The sequence below is a fragment of the Pseudomonas typographi genome (assembly GCF_014694385.1).
Taxonomy (GTDB): Bacteria; Pseudomonadota; Gammaproteobacteria; order Pseudomonadales; family Pseudomonadaceae; genus Aquipseudomonas; species Aquipseudomonas typographi.
Map to the genome: position 1 here is coordinate 15,357 of NZ_JAAOCA010000035.1, position 24,089 is coordinate 39,445.

General features: G+C 63.5%; 20 protein-coding genes. 8 read left to right on the forward strand and 12 right to left on the reverse strand.

The genetic code is table 11. The features are described from left to right. Positions 1–49: 49 nt before the first annotated feature. The 9 genes from prfB to HAQ05_RS22420 form a co-directional block, all read right to left on the reverse strand. A protein-coding gene (gene prfB, locus HAQ05_RS22380) for a peptide chain release factor 2 (protein ID WP_190424715.1) occupies positions 50–1,145 on the reverse strand; the annotation gives its coding sequence in 2 pieces (ribosomal slippage) (positions 50–1,072 and positions 1,074–1,145; 1,095 coding nt in all). Positions 1,146–1,227: 82 nt separating this feature from the next. After that, a complete protein-coding gene (locus HAQ05_RS22385; RefSeq protein ID WP_190424717.1) occupies positions 1,228–2,235 on the reverse strand; it encodes a response regulator in 1,008 nt (335 codons plus the stop codon). A 57-nt stretch (positions 2,236–2,292) separates the two neighbouring features. Then, positions 2,293–3,297: a chemotaxis response regulator protein-glutamate methylesterase gene (gene cheB / locus HAQ05_RS22390; RefSeq protein ID WP_190424718.1), complete on the reverse strand. Its 1,005-nt coding sequence runs from the start codon at positions 3,295–3,297 to the stop codon at positions 2,293–2,295. Continuing rightward, on the reverse strand, positions 3,294–5,609 hold the full coding sequence (locus tag HAQ05_RS22395) for a hybrid sensor histidine kinase/response regulator (RefSeq protein ID WP_190424721.1): 2,316 nt from the start codon (positions 5,607–5,609) through the stop codon (positions 3,294–3,296). The genes cheB and HAQ05_RS22395 overlap by 4 nt, the downstream gene beginning before the upstream one ends. Beyond that, entirely contained in the window at positions 5,606–6,292 is a 687-nt protein-coding gene (locus HAQ05_RS22400; RefSeq protein WP_190424723.1) for a chemotaxis protein CheW, read from the reverse strand. Before HAQ05_RS22400 ends, HAQ05_RS22395 begins: the two co-directional genes overlap by 4 nt. Then, the gene (locus HAQ05_RS22405) at positions 6,289–7,548 is read right to left on the reverse strand and encodes a CheR family methyltransferase (RefSeq protein ID WP_190424725.1); all 1,260 of its coding nucleotides are present in this window, start codon (positions 7,546–7,548) and stop codon (positions 6,289–6,291) included. Before HAQ05_RS22405 ends, HAQ05_RS22400 begins: the two co-directional genes overlap by 4 nt. Then, complete coding sequence (locus HAQ05_RS22410; protein ID WP_190424727.1) at positions 7,541–8,032, reverse strand: chemotaxis protein CheW; 492 nt, start codon at positions 8,030–8,032, stop codon at positions 7,541–7,543. Before HAQ05_RS22410 ends, HAQ05_RS22405 begins: the two co-directional genes overlap by 8 nt. After that, positions 8,032–9,654, reverse strand: coding sequence for a methyl-accepting chemotaxis protein (locus HAQ05_RS22415; RefSeq protein WP_190424728.1), 1,623 nt, complete (start codon positions 9,652–9,654; stop codon positions 8,032–8,034). The genes HAQ05_RS22410 and HAQ05_RS22415 overlap by 1 nt, the downstream gene beginning before the upstream one ends. 207 nt (positions 9,655–9,861) lie before the next feature. Next, on the reverse strand, positions 9,862–10,497 hold the full coding sequence (locus HAQ05_RS22420; RefSeq protein ID WP_190424730.1) for a tellurite resistance TerB family protein: 636 nt from the start codon (positions 10,495–10,497) through the stop codon (positions 9,862–9,864). A gap of 147 nt (positions 10,498–10,644) precedes the next feature. Between HAQ05_RS22420 and HAQ05_RS22425 the strand changes: the two genes are divergently transcribed. From HAQ05_RS22425 to HAQ05_RS22460, 8 genes are all read left to right on the forward strand, one after another. Continuing rightward, a complete protein-coding gene (locus HAQ05_RS22425) occupies positions 10,645–11,553 on the forward strand; it encodes a LysR substrate-binding domain-containing protein (RefSeq protein ID WP_190424732.1) in 909 nt (302 codons plus the stop codon). A gap of 88 nt (positions 11,554–11,641) precedes the next feature. Beyond that, positions 11,642–13,102, forward strand: coding sequence for a gamma-aminobutyraldehyde dehydrogenase (locus tag HAQ05_RS22430; RefSeq protein ID WP_190424734.1), 1,461 nt, complete (start codon positions 11,642–11,644; stop codon positions 13,100–13,102). A gap of 76 nt (positions 13,103–13,178) precedes the next feature. Next, on the forward strand, positions 13,179–14,324 hold the full coding sequence (gene ydcS, locus HAQ05_RS22435) for a putative ABC transporter substrate-binding protein YdcS (RefSeq protein ID WP_190424736.1): 1,146 nt from the start codon (positions 13,179–13,181) through the stop codon (positions 14,322–14,324). Between the two features lie 17 nt (positions 14,325–14,341). Continuing rightward, the gene (locus HAQ05_RS22440) at positions 14,342–15,376 is read left to right on the forward strand and encodes an ABC transporter ATP-binding protein (RefSeq protein WP_190424738.1); all 1,035 of its coding nucleotides are present in this window, start codon (positions 14,342–14,344) and stop codon (positions 15,374–15,376) included. Beyond that, positions 15,373–16,323: an ABC transporter permease gene (locus tag HAQ05_RS22445; protein ID WP_190424740.1), complete on the forward strand. Its 951-nt coding sequence runs from the start codon at positions 15,373–15,375 to the stop codon at positions 16,321–16,323. Before HAQ05_RS22440 ends, HAQ05_RS22445 begins: the two co-directional genes overlap by 4 nt. Then, complete coding sequence (locus HAQ05_RS22450) at positions 16,313–17,119, forward strand: ABC transporter permease (RefSeq protein ID WP_190424742.1); 807 nt, start codon at positions 16,313–16,315, stop codon at positions 17,117–17,119. Before HAQ05_RS22445 ends, HAQ05_RS22450 begins: the two co-directional genes overlap by 11 nt. A gap of 23 nt (positions 17,120–17,142) precedes the next feature. Then, entirely contained in the window at positions 17,143–18,567 is a 1,425-nt protein-coding gene (locus HAQ05_RS22455) for a gamma-aminobutyraldehyde dehydrogenase (protein ID WP_190424744.1), read from the forward strand. Positions 18,568–18,787: 220 nt separating this feature from the next. After that, positions 18,788–20,455 carry an OpgD/OpgG family glucan biosynthesis protein gene (locus HAQ05_RS22460; RefSeq protein WP_190424746.1) on the forward strand — a complete coding sequence of 556 codons (1,668 nt, stop codon included), beginning with the start codon at positions 18,788–18,790 and terminating at the stop codon, positions 20,453–20,455. A gap of 70 nt (positions 20,456–20,525) precedes the next feature. On the opposite strand, the gene HAQ05_RS22465 is transcribed toward HAQ05_RS22460, so the two are convergent. Genes HAQ05_RS22465 through HAQ05_RS22475 form a run of 3 tightly spaced genes read right to left on the reverse strand, consistent with a single transcriptional unit; the run spans position 20,526 to position 23,985 of the window. Next, a complete protein-coding gene (locus HAQ05_RS22465) occupies positions 20,526–21,632 on the reverse strand; it encodes an NADH:flavin oxidoreductase/NADH oxidase (RefSeq protein ID WP_190424748.1) in 1,107 nt (368 codons plus the stop codon). Positions 21,633–21,691: 59 nt separating this feature from the next. Continuing rightward, a complete protein-coding gene (gene recJ, locus HAQ05_RS22470) occupies positions 21,692–23,401 on the reverse strand; it encodes a single-stranded-DNA-specific exonuclease RecJ (protein ID WP_190424750.1) in 1,710 nt (569 codons plus the stop codon). A gap of 41 nt (positions 23,402–23,442) precedes the next feature. After that, entirely contained in the window at positions 23,443–23,985 is a 543-nt protein-coding gene (locus tag HAQ05_RS22475; RefSeq protein ID WP_190424752.1) for a YaeQ family protein, read from the reverse strand. Positions 23,986–24,089: the final 104 nt, after the last annotated feature.

The following is a 24,089-nucleotide window of genomic DNA, read 5'->3' on the forward strand; positions in this document are numbered from 1 at the left end:
CACGGGTTCGGTGCCCTTCCCGGCGGCCGGGAAGGGGCTTGTGGCCGGCTCAAAGGCCCTGCTTGAGGCTGGCTTCGAGGTACTCGTCTAGGTCGCCGTCGAGCACCTTGTCGCAATCGCTGCGTTCGACGCCGGTGCGCAGGTCTTTGATCCGCGACTGGTCCAGCACGTAGGAGCGGATTTGGTGGCCCCAGCCAATGTCGGACTTGGTGTCTTCCAGCGCTTGGCTGGCGGCATTGCGCTTTTGGACTTCCTGCTCGTACAACCTAGCCCGCAGCATTTTCATGGCTGTGTCTTTGTTGGCATGCTGAGAGCGTTCGTTCTGGCAACTGACCACGGTGTTGGTCGGCACGTGGGTGATGCGCACCGCCGAATCGGTGGTGTTTACGTGCTGGCCGCCGGCGCCGGAAGAGCGATAAGTGTCGATGCGCAGGTCCGCCGGGTTGATTTCGATCTCGATGTTGTCGTCGATCTCGGGCGAGACAAACACCGCGGTGAACGAGGTGTGCCGGCGGTTACCGGAGTCGAACGGGCTTTTACGCACCAGGCGGTGCACGCCGATCTCGGTGCGTAGCCAGCCGAAGGCGTAATCACCTTTGATGTGTACCGTCGCCCCCTTTATGCCGGCCACTTCCCCTGCGGACAGCTCCATGATGGTCGCGTCGAAGCCGCGTTTGTCGGCCCAGCGCAGGTACATGCGCAGCAACATATTGGCCCAGTCCTGCGCCTCGGTGCCGCCAGAGCCGGCTTGGATATCCAAGTAGGCGTTGTTCATGTCCGTTTCACCGCCGAACATGCGGCGGAACTCGAGTTTCTCGAGCATCCCGCGCAACCGCTCGACCTCGCCCGCGACGTCAGCCACCGCGGTTTCGTCGTTTTCTTCAGCGGCCATCTTCAGCAGTTCGCTGGCGTCGGCCAGGCCCGTGGTCATCTCGTCGAGGGTCTCGACCACGGCGGCCAGCGCCGCCCGCTCACGGCCCAGGCTCTGGGCGTATTCAGGGTTGTTCCAAACGTTTGGGTCTTCGAGTTCGCGGTTTACTTCGACCAGCCGATCATGCTTGTGATCGTAGTCAAAGATACCCCCGGATGGTCTGGGAGCGCTCGGAGAGGTCCATGATGCTGTTCAGGATGGGATTGATTTCCATGGTCGGCGGCACTCGTAGCTGGGCGGATCAAAAGCCGGGGAGTATACCACGGCTTTGCCCACGTTCACCCCCGGCCAACGCCTCAGCCCGCTACGCCCACTTGGTTGCGGCCGTTGTTCTTGGCTTGGTACAGGCCTTTGTCGGCGGCCGAGATCAGCAGCCGGCTGTTGCTGCCCTGGGTGGGCGTGAGCGTCGCCAGGCCGATGCTCACGGTCAGTGGCGAACCCGGCTCGGGGGCGTTGTGGGTAATGCCCAGCCCGGCGATGGTCTGGCGCAGTTTCTCGGCCACCAGCCGCGCGCCGCCTGGGGAGGTATTGGGCAGTACCAGGGCGAACTCTTCGCCACCGTAGCGTGCGGGCAGGTCGCTGGAGCGGGTGGAGGTACCACGAATGGCCTCGGCCACCCGGCGCAGCGCCTCATCGCCTTCGAGGTGGCCGAAGTTGTCGTTGTATGATTTGAAGTAGTCCACGTCGATCATCAACAGCGACAATTGGCTTTGGTCACGTATCGCGCGGCGCCATTCCAACTCCAGGTATTCATCGAAATGGCGGCGGTTCGACAGGCCCGTCAAGCCATCGGAATTCATCAGCCGCTGCAGCACCAGATTGGTGTCGAGCAATTGCTGCTGGCTGACCCGCAACGCCCGGTAGGCTTCGTCGCGTTGCAGCAAGGTCAGGTAAGAGCGCGAATGGTAGCGGATACGCGCCACCAACTCGATGGTGTCGGGCAGCTTGACCAGGTAATCGTTGGCGCCAGCGGCGAACGCCGCACGCTTGATCACGGCGTCTTCCTTGGTGGAAAGCACGATGATCGGGATGTCATGGGTGTTGGGGTGGTTGCGGTACTCACGCACCAAGGTCAGGCCATCGAGCCCGGGCATGATCAGGTCTTGCAAGATAACCGTCGGCTTGATACGGACTGCCTGGGTAACCGCCTCGCGAGGGTCGGCACAAAAATGGAAGTCGATGTTGACCTCCTGGGCGAGCGAGCGGCGAACGGCTTCCCCGATCATGGCTTGGTCATCGACCAACAGCACCATGGCCTTGTTCTCGTCGGTGGATTTGAAATCGTCGATCTGCAAGTCAAACATGCGCTGTCACCTGGTCACTGCCTGTCATGCGGGCATGGCTGAATTCTAGGCGTTTCATCAACTGAACACTTCCAACAATCGGGGAGCAATGCGCTCCAGCGGCAGAACTTCGACCGCTGCATCGATTGCCACTGCCGCCTTCGGCATGCCGTAGACCGCGCTGGTTTGCTGATCCTGGGCGATGGTGTGGTGGCCCTGTTGCCGCAGGGCCTTAAGGCCGGATGCGCCATCGCGCCCCATACCGGTCAGCAGCATGCCGACCGCCTCGCCCTCCCAAAAACGGGCTACGCTGGCGAAGAATACATCAATAGACGGCCGATAGATTTCATTCACCGGCTCTGCGGTATACGCCAAGGTCATAGTTTTCAACAGGCGGATATGGTGGTTGGTGCCCGCTAGCAATACGGTGCCCGCCTGAGGCGTTTCACCGTGCTGCGCCAGCCTTACCGGTAGCTTCGAAGCGCTGGCCAGCCAATCGGCCATGCCTTGGGCAAACACTTGGTCTACGTGCTGGACCACCACGATGGCCGGCTCGAACGCTTGCGGCAACGCTTTGAGCAGCACCTCCAGCGCAGCCGGCCCCCCGGCGGATGAACCAATCGCCACTAACCGCGGCCCCGCAGCCCCGCGCACCGGTGCGGGTGGCGCACGGGTACCGCTGCCGCGCTGGCCGATCAGCCAGCCAATATTGAAAATCTTGCGCAGCAGCGGCGCGGCGGCGCCCTTGGCGTCGCCCACGCCCAAGGCCGGCGTGTCGACCACGTCCAGGGCCCCGTGGCCCATCGCTTCGAACACCCGGTGCACGTTCTGCCTCTGGTCGGTGGTCACGATCACGATCGCACAGGGGCTGTTGGCCATGATCTGCCGGGTGGCCTCCACGCCGTCCATCACCGGCATGAACAGGTCCATGAGAATCAAGTCGGGTGTGTGCGCTTGGCATAGCCGCACGGCCTCTGCCCCATCGTAGGCTACCCAGGCCACCCGGTGTTCCGGCTCGAACGCCAACGCGCGGCGCAATGCCTCTACAGCCATGGGCATGTCGTTGACGATGGCGATGTTCATGCTTGCGGGCCTCCGATCAACTCATGCACCGCATCGAGCAATGCATCATCGTGAAAGCTGGCCTTGGCCAAATAATAGTCGGCCCCCGCCTCCAGGCCGCGGCGGCGGTCTTCTTCGCGATCCTTATAAGACACCACCATGACCGGTAACGATTGCAACCGGCTATCGCGGCGCAGCAGCGTGACCAATTCGATGCCGTCCATGCGCGGCATGTCGATGTCGGTAATCAACAAGTCGAAGCTTTCACTGCGCAGCGCGTTCCAGCCATCCATGCCATCGACCGCCACGGCGACTTCATAACCTTTGTTACCCAGTAGCTTGCGCTGTAACTCGCGCACGGTCAGTGAATCATCCACCACCAGTACCCGTTTGCGTACGTGCACCATGGCCGGGCCGGCGCGCCGGTCGATACGTTCCAGGCGGCCGGCGGTCAACAGGTTTTCCACCGAACGCAGCATGTCTTCGACATCGATGATCAGCACCACGGAGCCATCGTCGAGCAAGGCACCGGCGGAAATATCCTGGACCTTGCCCAAGCGCGGGTCGAGCGGCATCACCACCAACACGCGCTCGCCGATGAAACGCTCCACCGCCACGCCATAAAGCGTGTCGCGCTCACGCACCACCACCACCTTGATAGGCGCTTGCGGCCCATTGCTGGCGGGGCGCTGCAGCAGTTGGCTGGCCGCTACCAAGCCAACCGGGTGGCCTTCGTACCAAAAGTGCTGGCGGCCCTCGATTTGCACAATCTGGCTCGGGTCCAGGTGGAGGCTATGCTCGATATGGGCCAACGGGAAGGCATAGGCCTCTTCGCCCACTTCGACGACCAGGCTGCGCACCACCGACAACGTCAGCGGCACCTCCAGCACAAACCGACTGCCCTGCCCCGTCACCTGGCGCAGTTCGATATTGCCGCGTAGCTCGCGTACCAGGTGATGCACCGCGTCCAGGCCCACGCCGCGCCCAGATATCTCGGTCACGGTGTCGCGCAGGCTGAAACCGGGGAGGAACAGGAACGCCAACAACTCTTGTTCACTGAGTTGTGCGGCGGTGTCTTCTGCCGATAGGCCCCTGGCCACGATGGCCCGGCGAAGTTGCTCCAGGTCGACCCCCGCGCCGTCATCGGACAACTCCAGCAGCAACATACCCGCCCGGTGGCTGGCACGCAGGCGCACCCTGCCCTCGGCCGGCTTACCCAGCAAGGCCCGCAACTGCGGCGCCTCAATGCCATGGTCAACGGCATTGCGCAGCAGGTGCATCAGCGGTGCTTCGAGCTTCTCCAGCACATCGCGGTCAACCTGGGTTTTGTCGCCTTCCACGTCCAGGCGCACTTGCTTGTTCAGCGAGCGGCCCAAGTCGCGCACCATCCGCGCCTGGCCGCCGAGTACGTCGGCGAAGGGGCGCATGCGGCATGCCAGGGCAGTGTCATAGAGCAACTGAGCACGCTGGCCGGCTTCCCAGGCAAAGTCGTCAAGTTCGACCGTTTGCTGTTGCAGCATCTGCTGGGTCTGCGCCAACAGGCTCTGGGCCACGGCTAGCGCCTCATGGACCTCGGCGCTTTGCGGGTGTAGGTCGAGTTGGCCTTTGAGGTTGTCGAGGGCGCGCAAGCTTTGCCCTTGTAGGCGCTTAAGGCGCTGCAACGTGGCCAGGTAAGGTTTGAAACGCTGGGTTTCGACCATCGCCTTGCTGGCCAGGTCGAGCAAGCCGTTGAGCCGCTGCGCAGTTACCCGCAACACCCGCTCGCCGGTTTCACCGGAGCGCAGGCCAAGGCTACTGCCCTGGGCTAATACGTCGGCGGGAGGTTCCGTGGCAGGCTCCTCGGCCGGCGCGCTGGCGGGGTCCGTGTGCGCCGTCGGGGGCGGTACTGGTAGCCCCGCTACTCGCGGCAAGCCAGGCGTGTGGCTGAGCGTGCCGGCCACCGCGGGGGGGTCGAGTAGCGCGGCCATCTGCGCCAGGAATGCTTCGATATCGGCTTCACTTGGCGCCCTGGCCGGCGTACCGATACGCGCCAGCAGGTCGGCGCCCTGCAGCAGGGTGTCGATGTGTTCAGCCGTGAGCAACACACGTTTTTCCTGGGCGCTGACCAGGCAATCTTCCATCACGTGGGCCACCCGCACCCCGGCGTCTACACCTACGATCCTGGCGGCCCCCTTAAGCGAATGGGCCGCGCGCATGCAGGCTTCAAGCTGTTGCGCATCCCGGGGGTTGCGCTCTAGTTCCAGAAGGCCGGTATTCAGCACGGTGGTCTGCGCCTCGGCCTCGAGGTTGAACAACTCCAACAGTGAGGCATCGCGCATCTGGTCCGGGGTCATGCCAGGCTCCTGGCCACCGCGTGCAACAGCGACTGTTCATCCAATACCTGCAGGCTGCGTTCGCCGTAGGCCAGCACCGACGAGGTAAAACGCGTGCCGCCGGCCCGCGCGCCGGCCTCCAGGCGCGCGGTTTCAAAGCGGTGGATGCCCTCGACTTCATCGACCGGCACCACCACTGCACCGCTGTCGGGCGCGGCGAGAATCAGCATACGCGGCATGGCGCGCCCAGGGCCCGCGGCATTAGCCGCGGCATCGATCCCCAACAGCTCGACCAGCGACAGGCACGGTACCAACGCACCGCGCACGTTAGCCACCCCTTGCAGGGCCCGCGAACGTTGATGCGGTAGCGAATGCACCGGCTGCATAGGGGCTATCTCGACCAAGCAGCGGGTAGCCAGGCCCAGCCACTCACCCTGCAATCGGAAAACCAACACCGAACGGGTCGTAGCCAAGTCTGGCGCCGGCTCTGGCGGCGGTGGCAGGCTTTCGCGCTCCAGCGCATAGCGGTCGAGCAAGCGCGTGGCGGCGGCAGCATACACCGGGCAGTTCAAGCAGCGGATGTACTCCAGCAGCTTCGGGCAGGACATATCGCCGCGTACCCCGATGGTTTTCCAGCAGGTGATCAACGCGGCGTCGTCATGCTGGGTCAACCCGGTGTAGTGCTGCTCGGTGCCTGGCATCATCGCTGTTCGCTCCTCTGGCGTTCAGCGGCTTGGCCGCGCGCACGCGCGGCGCGCTCTTGCAGCCGCCGGGCAGCCGCCACGTCGCCTTGCCCGGCCAACAGCATGGCCAGGTGCGCCAGCGCCTCGGCATGCTGCGGTTCCAAGTAGAGCGCCTTGCGGTAGTAGCCCTGGGCTTCGACGTGTTTGCCGCTCACGTCGCTGAGCAAACCCAACCAGTAAAACACTTGAGCCCGCGGCGGATGGTCACGCAAAAACTGTTCGCAGGCGCCCAGGGCGGCGGCCGTGTTGCCCTCGTTGGCAAAGGTAGCGATGCGCGCCAGCAGCTCATTGGCGCCGTCCGCCACCACCGTGGGGCGCACTGCCAACGGCGGGCGTGGCGGCATGGCCGGGCGCGGCGTTAGCACCTGCGGCAGCGCCAACGCCGGCCGCACCGGCGCGGTCACGGGGCTGGCCGCTTGCGGCGCCTGGCGCACGAAGGCGAACGCCTGGGCAATAGGCATCGGCCGCATGCCCAAACTCGCCAGCAGGCTGCCTTCAGCCGGGCCGATGAACAACACGCCTTCTTCATGCAAAAACCGCTTGAGGGTTTCTAGCACACGGCGTTGGGTGGGTGGGTCGAAGTAGATCAGTAGGTTGCGGCAAAACACGAAGTCGTAGGTGCCTCCACCGGCCAACAGCGCCGGGTCCAGCACGTTGCCGGCTTGCAGGCGCACCGGCTGGCGTACCCGTTCGTGCACGCGGTAGCCCTCGCTGTGCTGGTCGAAGTAGCGCTCACGAAATGCCAACGGGCTACCGCGGAATGAGTTACGCCCATAGATGCCGCGCTCGGCCTTGGCCACCGAGTGGGGGCTGATGTCTACACCGTCGATGCGAAAACTGGCCGGCGGTAAGCCGGCATCGAGTAACGCCATCGCCAACGAGTATGGTTCCTCACCCGTGGAGCAGGGCAAGCTGAGCAGCTTGAGCGCGCGGGTGCCCGCCAGTGCCTGGCTAAGCTGGCGGGCCATCCGAGCCACTGCCGCGAAGGATTCCGGGTAACGCATGAACCAGGTTTCTGGCACGATCACGGCCTCGGTCAGGGCCTGTTGCTCCTGCACCGAATGTTGTAGCAGCGCCCAATAGGCATCCAGGTGGCCCGCACCGACCTGTTCGCTGCGCTGGCGCACCGCCCGTTCGATCAAAGCCGCACCTACCGATGCCACATCCAAGCCAATGCGTTGGTGAAGAAACTCGAAAAAGCGCCGTTCTTTAGCCATGTTCCGCCCCCTGCGCCGGGCCGGCGTAGAGCAATTGGCGCACCGGCTCTTCAAGCAAGGCGTCGACCTTGACCCATTGGATCAAACCGTCTTCTGCTGGGTATACGGGCCCCAGGTAAGGGGCCCGGCGGTTATCCAGGCCTAACGCCCTGAACTGTTCGGCGGGCAGGCGCAAGGTGTCGCTGGCCTGTTCGAGGAGCAGCCCCAACAAACGCTGGCCGGGGTAGTGGACCAACACCAAGCGGGTGCTGGTGCGCGCCCGGGCAGGCTCGCCGAAGGTCAAGCAGCTAACGTCGAGCACCGGAACCATTTGCCCACGATGGGCGAACACCCCCGCCACCCAAGCCGGGGCATGGGCCACGGGCTTGAGGGCGATGCGCGGCAGCACTTCGGCCACTTCCCGAGCGGCCAGGGCGAAACGCTCTTGCCCGATGTAAAAAATCAGGAAGAGCGTATCGGCCTTCACACCCTTGGCGGTATTCATCACACCTTGAATCGCGCCACGCCACCACGCAGGCCGGCGGCCACCTGGCTGAGCTCATCGATGGCGAACGTCGCCTGGCGCAGCGACTCGACCGTTTGGCTGCTGGCGTCGCTGAGCTGGGCCAGGGCATGGTTGATCTGCTCGGCACCGGTGGCCTGGGCCTGCATGCCCTCGTTGACCATGAGTACACGCGGTGCCAGCGCCTGCACCTGGTGAATGATCTGGTTCAACTGCTCGCCCACCTGCTGCACCTCGAACATCCCACGGCGCACTTCTTCGCTGAATTTGTCCATGCCCATCACCCCGGCCGACACCGCAGACTGCATCTCACGTACCATCTGTTCGATATCGTAGGTGGCCACGGCGGTTTGGTCGGCCAGGCGGCGCACTTGCGTGGCCACCACCGCAAAGCCGCGGCCATATTCACCGGCTTTTTCCGCCTCGATGGCCGCATTGAGCGATAGCAGGTTGGTTTGGTCGGCCACCTTCACGATGGTGACCACCACCTGGTTGATGTTCCCGGCCTTTTCATTGAGGGTCGCCAGCTTGGCGTTCACCAACTCGGCCGCGCCCATCACCTGATGCATGGTTTCTTCCATGCGCGAAACGCCTTGTTGGCCGTTTCCGGCCAGCAGCGAAGCCTGGTCAGCAGCGCCCGCCACCTCGCCCATGGTGCGAACCAAGTCGCGCGAAGTGGCGGCGATTTCACGGGAGGTAGCGCCGATTTCCGTGGTAGTGGCCGCGGTTTCGGTGGCTGTGGCCTGTTGCTGCTTGGAAGTAGCGGCAATTTCCGTCACCGAGGTCGTCACTTGCACCGAAGAGCGCTGCGCTTGGCTAACCAAGGCGTTAAGGTCGGTGAGCATCTCGTTGAAGCCGGTTTCGACGGCGGCGAATTCATCATTACGGCGCAGGTTCAGCCGCACGCTGAGGTCACCGCCGCGCATGGCGGCCAGAACCATTAACAACTGGCGCATCGGCGCCATGATATTGCCCAGCAACAGCAACCCGCAGATCGCGGCAACGATAATCGCAACCGCCAGCGACACCCACATGGTCAGCTTGGCCTGCGCCACGGACGTTGCAATGGCATTGGTGGCGTCGGTGGCGGCCTTGCCGTTGTATTCGATAATGGCATTGACCTGCTTGCGCCCGGTGGCCCATAACGGCGCCAGGGTTTGCTGGGCCAGATCCTGGGCCTGGGTGAATTTGCGCTGGCGGTACGCCTCGAGGGTTTTGCTCAGAGCGTCTTCATAGGCGCTGCGGGTTTTCTCGAAGGCATCGAGGTTAACCTGGTCTTGGGCGTCAATGGTGGTTTTATGGTAGGCATCCAGTTGGCTTGCCAAGCGTTCGGCGAAGCCTTTGTACTGGTCTTCATCGGCGGTGAGCAGTTCGCGCTGGTAGCTCAGGCCGATCAATTGCTGGGTGTAGACATAACTGTCAACCCATGCGCTGCGGATCATGGAGCTGATATACATGCCCGGAATGCTGTCGGTACGCACGCCCTCGGCAGTGCTCTCGATTTTTACCAACCGGGTGTAGGACGCCACGATCATCATCAGCATGATGGCAATAACGACAGCGAAACTCGCCAGAATCCGATGGTGGAGAGTCCAGTTCTTCACAATTACCCCTCGAAAGCGTGCGCCAAGGCCAAAGCCGCCCAGTATAGCCTAGGCCTGAGAAAGCCCGTGGCCGTGTACTTTCGTTCATCTCAAGGGGTTACGCCAGTGCCGTTTGCACCACTTTGCCATTCCCAGGAAGAGGTTTTCAGGCAGTACGCAGTTGCAAAGCAGCGCCGCGCGCCAGGCACCTACGGCGGGCGCTGGGCTTCAGCGGGCTGCTTGCGCCTCCAACTCCGCTTTCAATGCCATATCCAGGCTTAATTGCCGCGCCAGTTCATCAAGGTAGGCGCGCTCCATGAACTGCGCGTGGTCGACCACCATCACGCTGGCCAGGTACATCTCGGCGGCCATTTCTTCGGTTTGCGCGGCGCGGGCGACTTCAGCCGGGTCTAGCGGCCGCTGCAATTCGGTGTGCAACCAACTGGCGAAATCGGCATCGGGTACCAGGCGGCTGAACTCGCCTTCGATCAAGGCGCGCTCCTGCTCATCGACATGGCCATCGGCCTTGGCGGCCGCCACCAATGCCTTGAGGACCGCTTGGCTGTGCACTTCAGCCTCCGCGGCGGGCAAGCGGTCGAGGGTGCGCGGTTCACCGCGCGGGGCGGTGGGCTGGCGCGCCTGCCAATTGCCATAGGCCTTGTACGCCAGCACGCCGAGGGCGGCCACGCCGCCATATACCAGCGCCTTGCCGCCGTACTGGCGCACCTTTTTGTTGCCTAGCAACACGCCGAGGGCACCGCCGGCCAGTGCGCCCTGGGAAGCTGAAAGCCCGCCGCCCTGCCCGCCGGCAAACACCTGCTGGCCGGCACGCAACAGTTGGTCGAGCACACCTTGGGTATTCATTGGGAGGTACCTGCTATGGAGAACTACCCGACTTTAAAAGGCTGCTGGCGCCAATACCCGCAAATAAATGCTTCAGGATATTGCACGGCATTCGACGATAGCGATATACGATACCAGCGTTCTATAAACCCGAAGGCTTACAGAGCCATGATGACGCTACGCCAAATTCGCCACTTCATTGCGGTAGCCGAAACCGGGTCGATCTCCGCCGCCGCACAGGCCGCATTCATTTCGCAATCGGCGCTGACCTCGGCGGTGCAGCAACTGGAACAAAACCTGGGCGTGGCGCTGTTCAACCGCCACGCCAAGGGCATGACCCTGACCCACCAAGGCCACCAGTTCTTGCGACAGGCCCATGTGATCCTGGCCACCGTCGACAACGCGAAACGCTCGCTACAACACAGTACCGAGCAGATCAGCGGCCAACTGACCATCGGCGTCACCAGCTTGGTGGCCGGCTACTACCTGGCCGACTTACTCACGCGCTTCCAACGGGCCTGCCCCAATGTGGTGATTCGGGTGATGGAAGATGAGCGCCCGTACATCGAGCACCTGCTGATCAGTGGTGAAATCGATGTGGGCGTGCTGATCCTGTCGCACCTTGAAGACCGCCACGCGCTGCAAACCGAAGTGTTGACCCATTCGCCCCACAGGCTTTGGCTGCCGGCCCAGCATCGGCTGCTGGAGCTGGACGAAATCACCTTGGCCGACGTGGCCCGCGAACCGCTGATCCAGCTCAATGTCGATGAAATCGACCGCACCGCCCAGCGCATCTGGGGCCAGGCGGCGTTGCATCCGCACATTGCCCTGCGCAGCGCCTCCACCGAAGCGGTGCGCAGCCTGGTCGCCGCCGGCCTTGGCCTGGCGCTGCAACCGGACATGACCTACCGGCCCTGGTCGCTGGAAGGCGATATCATCGAAGCACGCGCACTGGTAGACCTACACCAAACGCTCGACGTGGGCTTGGCCTGGCGCCGCGGCAGCGCCCGCCCGGCACTGGTGGACCCATTCCTTACCGTGGCCCGGGAGCAACCGCAACGCCGGCTATCGATTTAATCGAACGCAGCTTTCGGTATTTAGTGTTTGTTAAGCACCGCGGCGCTCACTACGCTGCAAGCAAGCAACCGAGCGCCGGAGCCGCGCCATGGATGAGACGCCGCTGTGCGTGTGTAGCGAACTGCTGATCGACGGCCAGCCCGTGGCAGGCCAGGGGGCCTTGGAAACCATCTTGAACCCGGCCACTGGCGAGGCCATTGCCCGCATCGCCGAAGCCAGCAGCGAGCAAGTGGGCCACGCCATCGGCGCGGCGCACCAGGCCTTCGACGGCTGGAGCCGGACCACCCCGCAGCAGCGCGCCAGCGTGCTGTTGGCCATCGCCGATAGCATCGATGCACAGGCCCACAGCCTGGCCCGCCTTGAAGCGCTCAACTGTGGTAAGCCCCTGCACCTGGCGCGCCAGGACGACTTGCCGGCCTGCGCCGACGTATTTCGCTTCTTTGCTGGCGCCGTGCGTTGCCAAACCGGCCAGTTGGCTGGGGAGTACCTGCCCGGCTATACCAGTTGGGTGCGCCGCGACCCGGTGGGGGTGGTAGCCTCGATCGCCCCCTGGAACTACCCGCTGATGATGGCCGCCTGGAAGATCGCTCCAGCCCTGGCGGCGGGCAATACCGTAGTGTTCAAGCCGTCCGAACACACCCCGCTATCGATATTGGCCCTGGCGCCCAGCCTGGCGGAACACGTGCCGCCCGGTGTGCTGAACATCGTCAGCGGCGGTGGCGAGGGGGTGGGTAACCTGTTGGTCAGCGACCCGCGGGTGCGCATGGTGTCACTGACCGGCGACATCGTGACGGGGCAAAAAATACTCCAGGCCGCCGCCCGCACGCTCAAGCGCACCCACCTCGAACTCGGCGGCAAGGCCCCGGTGATCGTGTGCGACGACGCCGACTTGGAAGCAGTGGTGCAGGGTATACGCACCTATGGTTATTACAATGCCGGGCAGGACTGCACCGCAGCCTGCCGCATTTATGCCCAGTCGGGCATCCACGACCGGCTGGTCAGCGCCTTGGGCACGGCAGTGGCCAGTTTGCGCTTTGCCCACAAGCGCGACGCCGACAATGAACTTGGCCCGCTGATCAGCGCCCGCCAGCGCGACCGTGTGGCCAGTTTCGTGGAACGGGCCCTGGGCCAACCGCACATCGAACGGGTCACGGGCGCGGCGGTGCATTCCGGCCCTGGCTTTTACTATCAACCCACGGTGCTGGCCGGCTGCCGCCAGCAGGATGAAATCGTTCAGCGCGAGGTGTTCGGCCCCGTAGTGACCGTTACGCGGTTCGACGACCTGGCCCAGGCGGTGAGTTGGGCCAACGATTCGGAGTATGGGCTGGCCTCTTCGGTATGGAGCGGCAACCTCGACCGCGCCATGCAGGTGGCGGCACGCCTGCAATACGGCTGCACCTGGGTCAACAGCCATTTCTTGCTGGCCAGCGAAATGCCCCACGGCGGCCTGAAGCGCTCCGGTTATGGCAAGGACCTCTCCAGCGATTCGCTTCAAGATTACAGCGTGGCCCGCCACATCATGGTGCACCACGGCCAGGCGCTGTTTTAGCGCCCCACAACAATAGCCTCACCGCCGCAAACATTTGCTACCTGCCCCGACCATAACTTGAAAAAGAGGGTTCACCATGTTCGCGAAGAACACAGCGCTGTGCTTGGCCATGTTTACCGCTGTAGTGGGCAGCGCCCAAGCCGCCGAGCCGCTTAAGGCACTGGGCAAGGGCGAAGGCCAGCTCGACATCATCGCCTGGCCGGGCTACATCGAGCGCGGCGAGAGCGATAAGAGCTACGACTGGGTCACAGGCTTTGAAAAACAGACCGGCTGCAAGGTTAACGTCAAGACCGCCGCCACCTCCGACGAAATGGTCAGCCTGATGGCAAAAGGCGGCTACGACCTGGTCACCGCCTCCGGCGATGCCTCGCTGCGGTTGATTGCCGGCAAGCGGGTGCAACCGATCAATACCGCGCTGATCCCCAACTGGAAGAACGTCGACCCGCGCTTGGCGGGGGGCGACTGGTTCGTGGTGGCCAAGCAGGTATATGGCACCCCCTACCAATGGGGCCCGAACGTGTTGCTGTACAACACCGAGGTGTTCAAGACCCCACCCACCAGTTGGGGTGTGGTGTTCCAGCCGCAAGAATTACCCGACGGCAAGCCGAACAAGGGCCGGGTACAGGCCTACGATGGCCCGATCTACATCGCCGATGCGGCCTTGTACCTGAAGGCGACCCAACCGGCGCTGGGCATCCAGGACCCCTACCAACTCACCGAAGCCCAGTACCAAGCCGTACTCGGCCTGCTGCGCCAACAAAAACCGCTGGTGCACCGCTATTGGCATGACGCCACCGTGCAGATGAGCGACGTGAAGAATGAGGGCGTAGTGGCCAGCAGTTCGTGGGGCTATATGGTCAATGGGCTCAAAGCCGACAACCAGCCGGTGGCGTCCACCGTGCCGAAAGAAGGCGCCACCGGCTGGGCTGACACGACGATGCTGCATGCAGATGCTCAACACCCCAACTGCGCCTATGCCTGGATGGACTGGTCACTGCAACCGAAGGTACAGGGTGATGTCGCCGCCTGGTTCGGCTCCTTGCCCGCGGTGCCGGCGGCCTGCCAGGCCAGCGAGCTGCTCGGTGCCGAAGGCTGCGCCACCAATGGTTACGAGCTGTTCGACAAAATCGCCTTCTGGAAAACCCCGCAGGCCGAAGGCGGCAAGTTCGTGCCCTATAGCCGCTGGACCCAGGATTACATCGCCATCATGGGCGGGCATTGACCGGTAAGGGGAACACCATGACCGAGGCCGTGCAATTTACCGGCGTGTCGCGCCTGTTCGGCAATACCCGGGCGGTGGATAACGTGTCGCTGTCGATACCCGATGGCGAATTCTTTTCGATGCTCGGCCCGTCGGGGTCGGGCAAAACCACCTGCCTGCGCTTGATCGCAGGCTTCGAGCAACCCAGCGCCGGCTCGATCCGGCTGCATGGCGAAGAGGCCGCCGGCGTGCCGCCCTACCTGCGCGACGTGAACACGGTGTTCCAGGACTACGCCCTGTTCCCGCACATGAACGTGCAAGACAACGTTGCCTACGGCCTGAAGGTCAAGGGCGTGGCCGCCGCCGAGCGCCGCACGCGGGCCCGGGAAGCCTTGCAGATGGTGGCCCTGGGCGAATTTGGCGAACGCCGGCCGGCGCAGCTTTCCGGCGGCCAGCGGCAGCGGGTGGCCTTGGCCAGGGCCTTGGTGAACCGGCCGCGGGTGCTGCTGCTCGACGAACCCTTGGGCGCGCTGGACTTGAAACTGCGCGAGCAGATGCAAAGCGAGCTGAAGAAGCTGCAACGCCAATTGGGCATCACATTCGTATTCGTGACCCACGACCAAACCGAAGCGTTGTCGATGTCTGATCGGGTGGCGGTGTTCAACCACGGGCGCATCGAGCAGGTGGCCAGCCCGCGGGAGCTTTACCTAAAACCGCAAACGGCCTTCGTGGCCGAATTCGTCGGCACCTCCAATGTGCTGCGCGGCGAGTTGGCCCAGCGCCTGTGCGGGCAGCCGCGGGCGTTTTCGATCCGCCCCGAACACATCCGCTTCGCCCAGGGTGAGGCGGCCAGTGACGAGGTACAGGTGAGTGCGTTCGTGCACGACGTACAGTTCCAGGGCAGCGCCACCCGTATCGAGCTGCGCCTGGACAACGGCCAGCCGTTGACCGTGAGCCAGGCCAACGACCACCGGCAGGGCCAGGCCCCTGCCTGGCAGCCGGGCCAGCGGATTACCGCGCGCTGGCCACGGGCGGCGATGACCTATTTACACGACGCCCAGGTGCTGCCATGAACCTCGCCCTGGAACACCGCACCGGCGGCACCGCACCGGGCCCGCGGCGGCGCCTGGCCAACCTGTTGTACCGGCGCCCGGGCCTGTACCTGGCGCTGCTGCTGTTGCCGCCATTGGCCTGGTTCGGCGCGGTATACCTGGGTTCGCTGGCCAATTTGTTGTGGCAGGGGCTGTATACCTTCGACGACTTCAGCATGGCGGTCACGCCCGAGCTGACCCTGGCCAACCTGGTGGCGCTGTTCAATGCCGCGAACCTCGACATCATTCTGCGCACCCTGGCCATGGCCGTGGCCGTGTCGATCGCCAGCGCCTTGCTCGCCTTCCCCATCGCCTGGTACATGGCTCGCTACACGCGGGGGCGGATGAAAGCATTTTTCTACATCGCCGTGATGCTGCCGATGTGGGCCAGCTACATCGTCAAGGCCTATTCCTGGACCTTGCTGCTGGCCAAGGGCGGGGTGCTGCAGTGGTTCCTCGCGCACCTGGGCCTGGAACCGGCGTTGCTGTGGTTGCTGGGCCTGCCCTGGCTGGGTGGCAGCACGCTGTCTACCTCGCACCTGGGGCGTTTTTTGGTGTTCGTGTACATTTGGCTGCCGTTCATGATCCTGCCGATTCAGGCAGCGCTGGAACGCTTGCCGCCGTCGCTGTTGCAAGCCTCGGCCGACCTGGGTGCCACACCGCGGCAGACGTTCGTTCACGTAGTATTGCCGCTGGCGGTGCCAGGTATCGCCGCCGGTTCGATCTTTACCTTCTCGCTGACCCTGGGCGACTTCATCGTGCCCCAATTGGTGGGCCCGCCCGGTTATTTCATCGGCAGCATGGTTTACGCCCAGCAGGGGGCCATCGGCAACCTACCAATGGCCGCCGCCTTCACCCTGGTGCCGATCGTGTTGATCGCCGCTTACCTTGCCATCGTCAAACGCCTGGGGGCCTTCGATGCACTCTGAACGCGCGGGCATGCCTTTGCGCCTGTTGGCCTGGGGCGGCCTTGCTTTCCTGCATGCGCCGATCTTGTTGATCGTGGTGTATGCATTCAACACTGAAGACGCCGCCTTCAGCTTCCCGCCACGGGGGTTTACCCTCAAATGGCTGGGCATCGCCCTGGGCCGTGCCGACGTGCTGGAGGCGGTGAAGCTGTCGCTGCAGGTGGCCGCCCTGGCGACGCTGATCGCGCTGGTGCTGGGCAGCTTGGCATCGCTAGCCCTGTACCGCCGCACGTTTTTTGGTAAAAGCGCAATTTCGCTGCTGTTGATTCTGCCTATCGCCCTGCCCGGCATCGTTACCGGCCTAGCCTTGCTCTCGGCGTTCAAGGCGCTGGGCATTGCGCCTGGGTTGGTCACCATCGTGATCGGCCACGCCACCTTTTGCGTGGTCATCGTTTACAACAACGTGGTCGGGCGCCTGCGCCGCACCGCCCATAGCCAGATAGAAGCCTCGCTGGACCTGGGCGCCGACGGTTGGCAAACCTTCCGCTATATCATGTTGCCCAACCTCGGCTCGGCGTTGCTGGCCGGTGGCATGCTGGCCTTCGCGCTGTCGTTCGATGAAATCATCGTGACCACCTTCACCGCCGGGCATGAGCGAACGCTGCCGATTTGGTTGCTTAACCAGCTCAGCCGGCCACGCGATGTGCCGGTGACCAACGTGGTCGCGCTGCTGGTGATGCTGGCAACCATGCTGCCCATCCTGGGCGCCTGGTACCTCACCCGTGACGGCGACAGCGTAGCCGGCAGCGACAAATAACCCCCCGGTAAAGGAGCCTTTTCATGCAAACCTCGATGCTGATCAACGGCCAACTGGTGGCCGGCGAAGGCGCTTCGCAGGCCGTGTTGGACCCGGCCAGCGGTAACACCCTGGTAGATATCGCCGAAGCCAGCGAAGCCCAGGTAGATGCCGCCGTGCGTGCGGCGCACAGCGCGTTCCCAGGCTGGGCGCAAACCGCCCCGAAAGACCGCGCGCTGGCGTTGCTCAAGCTGGCCGACACCCTAGATGCCCATGCCCCCGAGCTGGCCAAGCTCGAATCGGACAACTGCGGCAAGCCTTTACAAGCGGCGCTGAACGATGAATTGCCGGCGATCGCCGACGTGTTCCGCTTTTTTGCCGGCGCCGCACGCTGCCTGGGCGGTTCGGCCGCCGGTGAGTACCTGCCGGGGCATACCTCGATGATTCGCCGCGATCCGGTCGGTGTGGTGGCGTCTATCGCGCCGTGGAACTACCCGCTGATGATGCTCGCCTGGAAGGTCGCCCCAGCCTTGGCCGCCGGCAATACCGTGGTGCTCAAGCCGTCGGAGCTGACCCCGCTGACCGCCCTGCGCCTGGGCGAGTTGGCCCAGGGCATTTTCCCGCCCGGGGTACTGAACCTGGTGTTCGGCCGCGGCGCCACGGTGGGCACGCCGCTGGTGCAACACCCCAAGGTCCGCATGGTCTCGCTCACGGGCTCCATCGCCACCGGCAGCGGCATCATCGCCGGCACCGCCGGGCAAGTGAAGCGCCTGCACATGGAGCTGGGCGGCAAAGCGCCGGTGATCATCTTCGACGACGCCGACATCGACGCGGCAGTAGAGGGCATTCGCACGTTCGGCTACTACAACGCTGGCCAAGACTGCACCGCCGCGTGCCGGATCTACGCGCACCAGGCGATTTACGAGCGCTTCGTGGAAAAGCTCGGCGCGGCCGTGGCCACCCTCAAGCATGGCCCGCAGGGCGACGACAGCACCGAGCTGGGGCCACTGGTCAGTGCTGCCCACCGCGACCGGGTGGCGGCGTTCGTCGAACGTGCGCTGGCGCAACCGCACATCCGCCTGGTCACGGGCGGCAAGGCCATCGCCGGCGGCGGGTTTTTCTTCGAGCCCACGGTGTTGGCCGATGTGCGGCAAGACGACGAAGCGGTACGCCGTGAGATTTTCGGCCCGGTGGTGACGGTGACCGCGTTCAGTGACGAAGACCAAGTGCTCGAATGGGCCAACGATTCCGACTACGGCTTGGCATCGTCTTTATGGACCGCCGACGTAGGCCGTGCCCACCGCCTCAGCGCACGTTTGCAATACGGCTGCACCTGGGTGAACACGCACTTCATGCTGGTCAGCGAAATGCCGCATGGCGGGCAAAAGCACTCTGGCTATGGCAAAGATATGTCTATCTATGGCTTGGAGGATTACACCTGCGTGCGCCATGTCATGTTCAAACATTGAAACAAAAGAACCGCGCAACAGAGGCCGGGAAACCGGCCGTACTGCCACCATTGTGCATGCATCGGTGATTTTTCTTGGGTATTGTGCGAACCGATTAGGCCATGTGAACTCTCTGTAAAGGTCTTTTGCGCCCGGTCGATGGTTTGCCTGGGCACCTTCGCACAATCCTCTGGCTGCTGGAAGCAACCGGGATTACTACCCTTCAGGAACAGGTTTCTCTATGCATCGCAGGAGTCTGCTCAAAGCGTCCATGGCCCTGGCGGCCTATACCGGTCTGTCCTCCACATCGTTCTTCACCGCCCAGGCGCTGGCCGCCGAGCCCGCCGATGGCGACATCGAATTCTTTGATTTCGATACGCTGAAAAAACTTGCCAAAGACCTCGCTGGCAAAGCCTATATCGACCGCAAGCAAGTGCTGCCACCTACGTTGGCCAACCTTGAGCCTTTGAATTTCAATGCTATTCGCTACGATGCCGAGCACTCGCTTTGGAACGAGAACAAGGGCCGGCAGATCGACGTGCAGTTCTTCCATGTAGGCATGGGCTTTAAAACCCCCGTGCGCATGTACAGCGTCGATAGCAAAAGTAAGCAGGCGCGCGAGATCCACTTCCGCCCGGAACTGTTCAACTATCGCGACAGCGGCGTGGACGAAGCCCAACTCAAGGGCAAGGCCGACCTTGGCTTTGCAGGCTTTCGCCTGTTCAAGGCGCCTGAACTGGCCCGTAACGACATCGTTTCGTTCGTCGGCGCCAGCTACTTCCGCGCCATCGACAAGAACCGCCAATACGGGCTGTCCGCGCGGGGCTTGGCGGTCAACACCTATGCCGGCGGCCCGGAAGAGTTCCCCGACTTCACCCGCTTCTGGTTCGAAGCGCCCAGCACCCCGAACGGTTCGCGTTGCGTAGTCTATGCCCTGCTCGAATCGCCCAGCGTCACCGGTGCCTACCGCTTCGACATCGACTGCCAGGCCGAACAAGTGGTCATGGACGTGCAGATGCAAGTGTATGCGCGCACGGCGATCAAGCAACTGGGCATCACACCGATGACCAGCATGTTCAGTTGCGGCACTAACGAGCGGCGCATGTGCGACACCCTCCACCCGCAAATCCACGATTCCGATCGCTTGGCGATGTGGCGTGGCAACGGCGAATGGGTGTGCCGGCCACTGAACAACCCGCTGCGCATCCAGTTCAATGCCTTCGAAGACAAAGACCCCAAGGGCTTCGGCTTGGTGCAGACCGACCGGGCCTTCGAAACCTACGAAGACACCATCGACCAGTACGACAAGCGCCCCAGTTTGTGGGTGGAGCCCACCACCGCCTGGGGTGAAGGCTCGGTCGACATGATGGAAATGCCCACCACCGGCGAGACGCTGGACAACATCGTGGTGTTCTGGACGCCCAAGCAACCGATCAAGGCCGGCGATACCCTGGGCTTCGGCTACAAGCTTTATTGGGCGCCACTGCCCCCGGTGAGCACGCCGCTGGCGCGGGTGCACGCCACCCGCACCGGCATGGGCGGCTTCCGTGAGGGGTGGGCACCGGGGGAGCATTATCCAGAGGTTTGGGCGCGGCGTTTTGCCGTGGACTTCGCCGGCGGCGGCATCGAGCACCTGCCCACACAAGCGGTGGCTGGCAACCTGACCACGATCCCGGATATCGAGCCGGTAATCACCGCCAGCAACGGCAAAGTGCAGGACTTCCAGATCATCCAACTGCCGAACATCAAGGGCGTGCGCGTACTGTTCGACTGGTACCCCACCAACGATAGCGTGGAGCCGGTGAACCTGCGGGGGTTCATCCGCACCGGGGCGCGCACGCTGTCGGAAACCTGGTTGTACCAGTATTTCCCGCCAGCGCCAGGCAAGCGCAAATATGTATATGAATAAGGGCTAAGGCCCTGCCAAGCGGCACGCTGCAAGCGAACCGACAGGTTGCTCGCAGCGCCGCAGGCACCCACTAATCCCTCAAGTTCGACTCATGAACCGGCTGGTCGCGGTGGGTGGCACGCTGATATTGGGCCGGCCAGGTTGCCTTGCGCCCACCCAGTTCGTCGTCGGCGTGCAGTGGCCAGTAGGGGTCGCGCAGCAGTTCGCGTGCCAGGAAAATCAAGTCGGCCTGGCCGGTGCGCAAAATGTGCTCGGCCTGCGCCGGGTCGGTGATCATCCCCACCGTGCCGGTGGCGATGTCTGCTTCTTTGCGCACGCGCTCGGCAAAACGTGTCTGGTAACCTGGGCCGGTGGGTATTTCCGCACTGGCCGCGGTGCCGCCAGACGACACGTCGATCAGGTCGGCGCCCAACTCGCGCAGTTGGCGCGCCAGCTCCACCGTTTCGTCGGGGTTCCAGCCGTCTTCCACCCAATCGGTGGCCGACACCCGCACGAACACCGGCAGTTCCTGCGGCCATATGTCCCGTACGGCCTTGGTGACTTGGCGCACCAGCAGAGTCCGGTTCTCGAAGCTGCCACCGTAGCGGTCACTGCGCTGGTTGCTCAGCGGTGATAAAAACTGATGCAGTAGGTAACCGTGGGCCGCGTGCACTTCGACCACCTTGAAATTAGCGGCCAGGGCACGCTTGGCGGCATCGACGAACGCCTGGATCACCAGCATGATCTGTTCGTCGGTCAGTTCCGTGGGCGTGGTGTGCTTAGGGTCGAAGGCGATCTTCGACGGGCCTACGGGTGTCCAGCCACCCTCTTGTGCTGGCAAGCTACCCACCTTGCCCAGCCATGGCCGGTACGTGCTGGCCTTGCGCCCGGCATGGGCCAATTGGATCGCCGGGACCGCGCCCTGCGAAATGATGAAGCGGGTGATGCGTTGTAACGGGGCGATCTGCTCGTCTTTCCATAGCCCCAGGTCTTCAGCGGTGATCCGCCCGTCGGCCGTCACCGCGGTGGCTTCGCTGAACACCAACCCGGCCCCACCCACGGCGCGGCTGCCCAAGTGCACCAGGTGCCAATCGTTGGCGAAACCGTCGGCGCATGAATACTGGCACATCGGCGAAACGACAATGCGGTTGCGAAGTGTCAGTTGGCGCAACGTATAGGGTTCTAGCAGCAAGCTCATGGGACACCTCGTAGCAGGTTAAACAGCATCGTCTAAGCCTAGACCACAAAAGCGCCCCTTCAGCGCGGTTGAATGTGCGCGATCAGCAACTGCACGCTTTCCACGCCACGGAATTCGTTCAGGTCGAGCTTATAGGCCAGGTCTACCCATTTCACCGAGGCGTTGGGCCAGATAGCGAGGTCCACGCCAAAGCAAATGCCGTCGAGCCGCGCCCGCCCGCATTCGCTTTTGAGCGCGACCTTAAGGTGCCGCTCGCCGACCAGGCGCTGGTCAACCAACTGGAACACCCCGTGGAACATCGGCTCGGGAAAGTGCTGGCCCCAAGGGCCGGCATGGCGCAGTGCGCGTGCCATTTCCAGGTGAAACTCTTCTACCGCCAACACGCCGTCACTGTATAAGCGCCCGGCCAGGTCGTCGGCCGCCAAGTGCCGGCGCACTTCTTCGTCGAAGGCCGCCTGGAAGGTGCCCAGGTTCGCCTGTGGCAAGGTCAGGCCGGCGGCCATTGCGTGGCCGCCGTACTTGCTTATCAAACCAGGGTGGCGGGCGGCTACCGCGCTGAGCGCATCACGGATGTGCAGGCCCGGCACCGACCGGGCCGAGCCTTTGAGCGTGCCCTCACCGGCATCGGCAAAGGCGATGGTAGGCCGGTGATAGCGCTCCTTCAACCGTGAGGCCAAGATGCCGATCACCCCTTGGTGCCATTCGGGGTCGAACAGGCACAGGCCGAACGGCAGGCCATGCTCAGGCAAATCCTTAAGCTGTGCCAGCGCTTCACGCTGCATGCTCTGTTCGATCGATTTGCGGTCTTGGTTCAGGCCGTCGAGTTCGGCAGCGATGTCGCGCGCCAAGGCCGGGTCTTCGCAAAGCAGGCACTCGATGCCCAGGCTCATGTCATCGAGCCGGCCGGCGGCATTGAGGCGTGGGCCAAGAATGAACCCAAGGTCCGTAGCGCTGATGCGCGCGGCATCGCGCCGCGCCACGTCGAGCAACGCCTTGATGCCTGGGCGGGCACGGCCGGCGCGGATGCGCTCCAAACCCTGGTGCACCAGGATGCGGTTATTGGCGTCCAATGGCACCACGTCGGCCACGCTGCCCAAGGCTACCAGGTCGAGCAATTCGCCGATGTTCGGCTGCGCGGCCTGGCTGAACCGGCCCATGTCGCGCAGGCGCGCACGCAGGGCCATCAACACGTAAAAGATCACCCCTACGCCGGCCAAAGCCTTGCTGGGGAAGGTGCAACCGGGCTGGTTGGGGTTCACGATCGCATCGGCCGCCGGCAGCACCTCGCCTGGCAGGTGGTGGTCGGTGACCAGTACCTTCAGCCCAGCGGCTTTGGCCGCCGCCACGCCTTCAACGCTGGCAATGCCATTGTCGACGGTGATCAACAACTGTGGCTGGCGCTGCACCGCCACTTCGACGATTTCCGGGGTCAAGCCGTAGCCGAACTTGAACCGGCTGGGCACCAGGTAATCGACATGGGCGGCACCGAGCAAGCGCAAGCCCAACACCGCCACCGCGCTGGCGGTGGCGCCATCGGCGTCGAAGTCGCCGACGATCAACATGCGTTGGCCCTGGGCCAGAGCCTGCACCAACAAATCGACGGCCGCATCGATGCCCTTGAGTTGCTGGTAGGGCAGCAAGCGCGCCAGGCGTTTGTCGAGGTCTTGCTGGCAGGTCACGCCGCGCGCGGCATACAAGCGGGTCAGCAAGGGCGGTAGGTCACCGAGAAACGGCAATTGAGCAGGCGTGGGGCGCGGTTCGATACGCATGGGCGATGGTCAGCAGCATTGAAAACACGCGCCACCATGCCTTAGCCACGCTCACCTAGCAACCATTGCAGCTGAACTTCGTGCTGGCCACGATCATCGGTGACGAACACCGCGCCATCGCTGATCATCACATCCCACTGGATGGTTCGGGGCATGTGGCTGGCCAATACGGCCAATACCTCTTGCGGCACGGCGGCAATGTGCAGGTTTTTCAAGTGGCGCGCGGCGTCTGCTACCTTGCCCTGCCATACACGCAAGCTGCCATAGGCCAACAGGCTGGTGCGCTCGGCACGGCGCGAGCACCAGGTCAGGCGGTCGAGGTCGGGTTGGCCCACTTCGATCCAATGCAGTACACGGTCGTCCAGGCTTTTTTCCCATAACGCCGGTTCGTCTACGTCCGATAACCCGCGGCCGAAGGCCAGTTGCTCGTTGTACCACAAGGCATAAGCCAACAGGCGCACGGCCATGCGTTCTTCGGTTTCGGACGGGTGGCGGGCAATGGTCGTGCGCAGGCTTTGGTACACCCCACGGTCGGTGTCGGTCAGGTTGAGTTCGAACTTATACGGGGTAGACGGCTGGGCCATGGTTCGCTTCTGGTCGCTGGAACGGGGCGCACAGTCTACCGCAAGCGCCGGCTTGCGTCGCACCGGGGGCGCTGTGGTACAAGGTGGGCTTTAGGCGTGCCTGC

Excerpts from the sequence above, each read along its gene's own strand:
- HAQ05_RS22385 (WP_190424717.1), bottom strand. The coding sequence starts at position 2,235 with ATGTTTGACTTGCAGATCGACGATTTCAAATCCACCGACGAGAACAAG.
- cheB (WP_190424718.1), bottom strand. The coding sequence starts at position 3,297 with ATGAACATCGCCATCGTCAACGACATGCCCATGGCTGTAGAGGCATTG.
- HAQ05_RS22395 (WP_190424721.1), bottom strand. The coding sequence starts at position 5,609 with ATGACCCCGGACCAGATGCGCGATGCCTCACTGTTGGAGTTGTTCAAC.
- HAQ05_RS22400 (WP_190424723.1), bottom strand. The coding sequence starts at position 6,292 with ATGATGCCAGGCACCGAGCAGCACTACACCGGGTTGACCCAGCATGAC.
- HAQ05_RS22405 (WP_190424725.1), bottom strand. The coding sequence starts at position 7,548 with ATGGCTAAAGAACGGCGCTTTTTCGAGTTTCTTCACCAACGCATTGGC.
- HAQ05_RS22410 (WP_190424727.1), bottom strand. The coding sequence starts at position 8,032 with ATGAATACCGCCAAGGGTGTGAAGGCCGATACGCTCTTCCTGATTTTT.
- HAQ05_RS22420 (WP_190424730.1), bottom strand. The coding sequence starts at position 10,497 with ATGAATACCCAAGGTGTGCTCGACCAACTGTTGCGTGCCGGCCAGCAG.
- HAQ05_RS22425 (WP_190424732.1), top strand. The coding sequence starts at position 10,645 with ATGATGACGCTACGCCAAATTCGCCACTTCATTGCGGTAGCCGAAACC.
- HAQ05_RS22430 (WP_190424734.1), top strand. The coding sequence starts at position 11,642 with ATGGATGAGACGCCGCTGTGCGTGTGTAGCGAACTGCTGATCGACGGC.
- ydcS (WP_190424736.1), top strand. The coding sequence starts at position 13,179 with ATGTTCGCGAAGAACACAGCGCTGTGCTTGGCCATGTTTACCGCTGTA.
- HAQ05_RS22440 (WP_190424738.1), top strand. The coding sequence starts at position 14,342 with ATGACCGAGGCCGTGCAATTTACCGGCGTGTCGCGCCTGTTCGGCAAT.
- HAQ05_RS22445 (WP_190424740.1), top strand. The coding sequence starts at position 15,373 with ATGAACCTCGCCCTGGAACACCGCACCGGCGGCACCGCACCGGGCCCG.
- HAQ05_RS22450 (WP_190424742.1), top strand. The coding sequence starts at position 16,313 with ATGCACTCTGAACGCGCGGGCATGCCTTTGCGCCTGTTGGCCTGGGGC.
- HAQ05_RS22455 (WP_190424744.1), top strand. The coding sequence starts at position 17,143 with ATGCAAACCTCGATGCTGATCAACGGCCAACTGGTGGCCGGCGAAGGC.
- HAQ05_RS22460 (WP_190424746.1), top strand. The coding sequence starts at position 18,788 with ATGCATCGCAGGAGTCTGCTCAAAGCGTCCATGGCCCTGGCGGCCTAT.
- HAQ05_RS22465 (WP_190424748.1), bottom strand. The coding sequence starts at position 21,632 with ATGAGCTTGCTGCTAGAACCCTATACGTTGCGCCAACTGACACTTCGC.
- recJ (WP_190424750.1), bottom strand. The coding sequence starts at position 23,401 with ATGCGTATCGAACCGCGCCCCACGCCTGCTCAATTGCCGTTTCTCGGT.
- HAQ05_RS22475 (WP_190424752.1), bottom strand. The coding sequence starts at position 23,985 with ATGGCCCAGCCGTCTACCCCGTATAAGTTCGAACTCAACCTGACCGAC.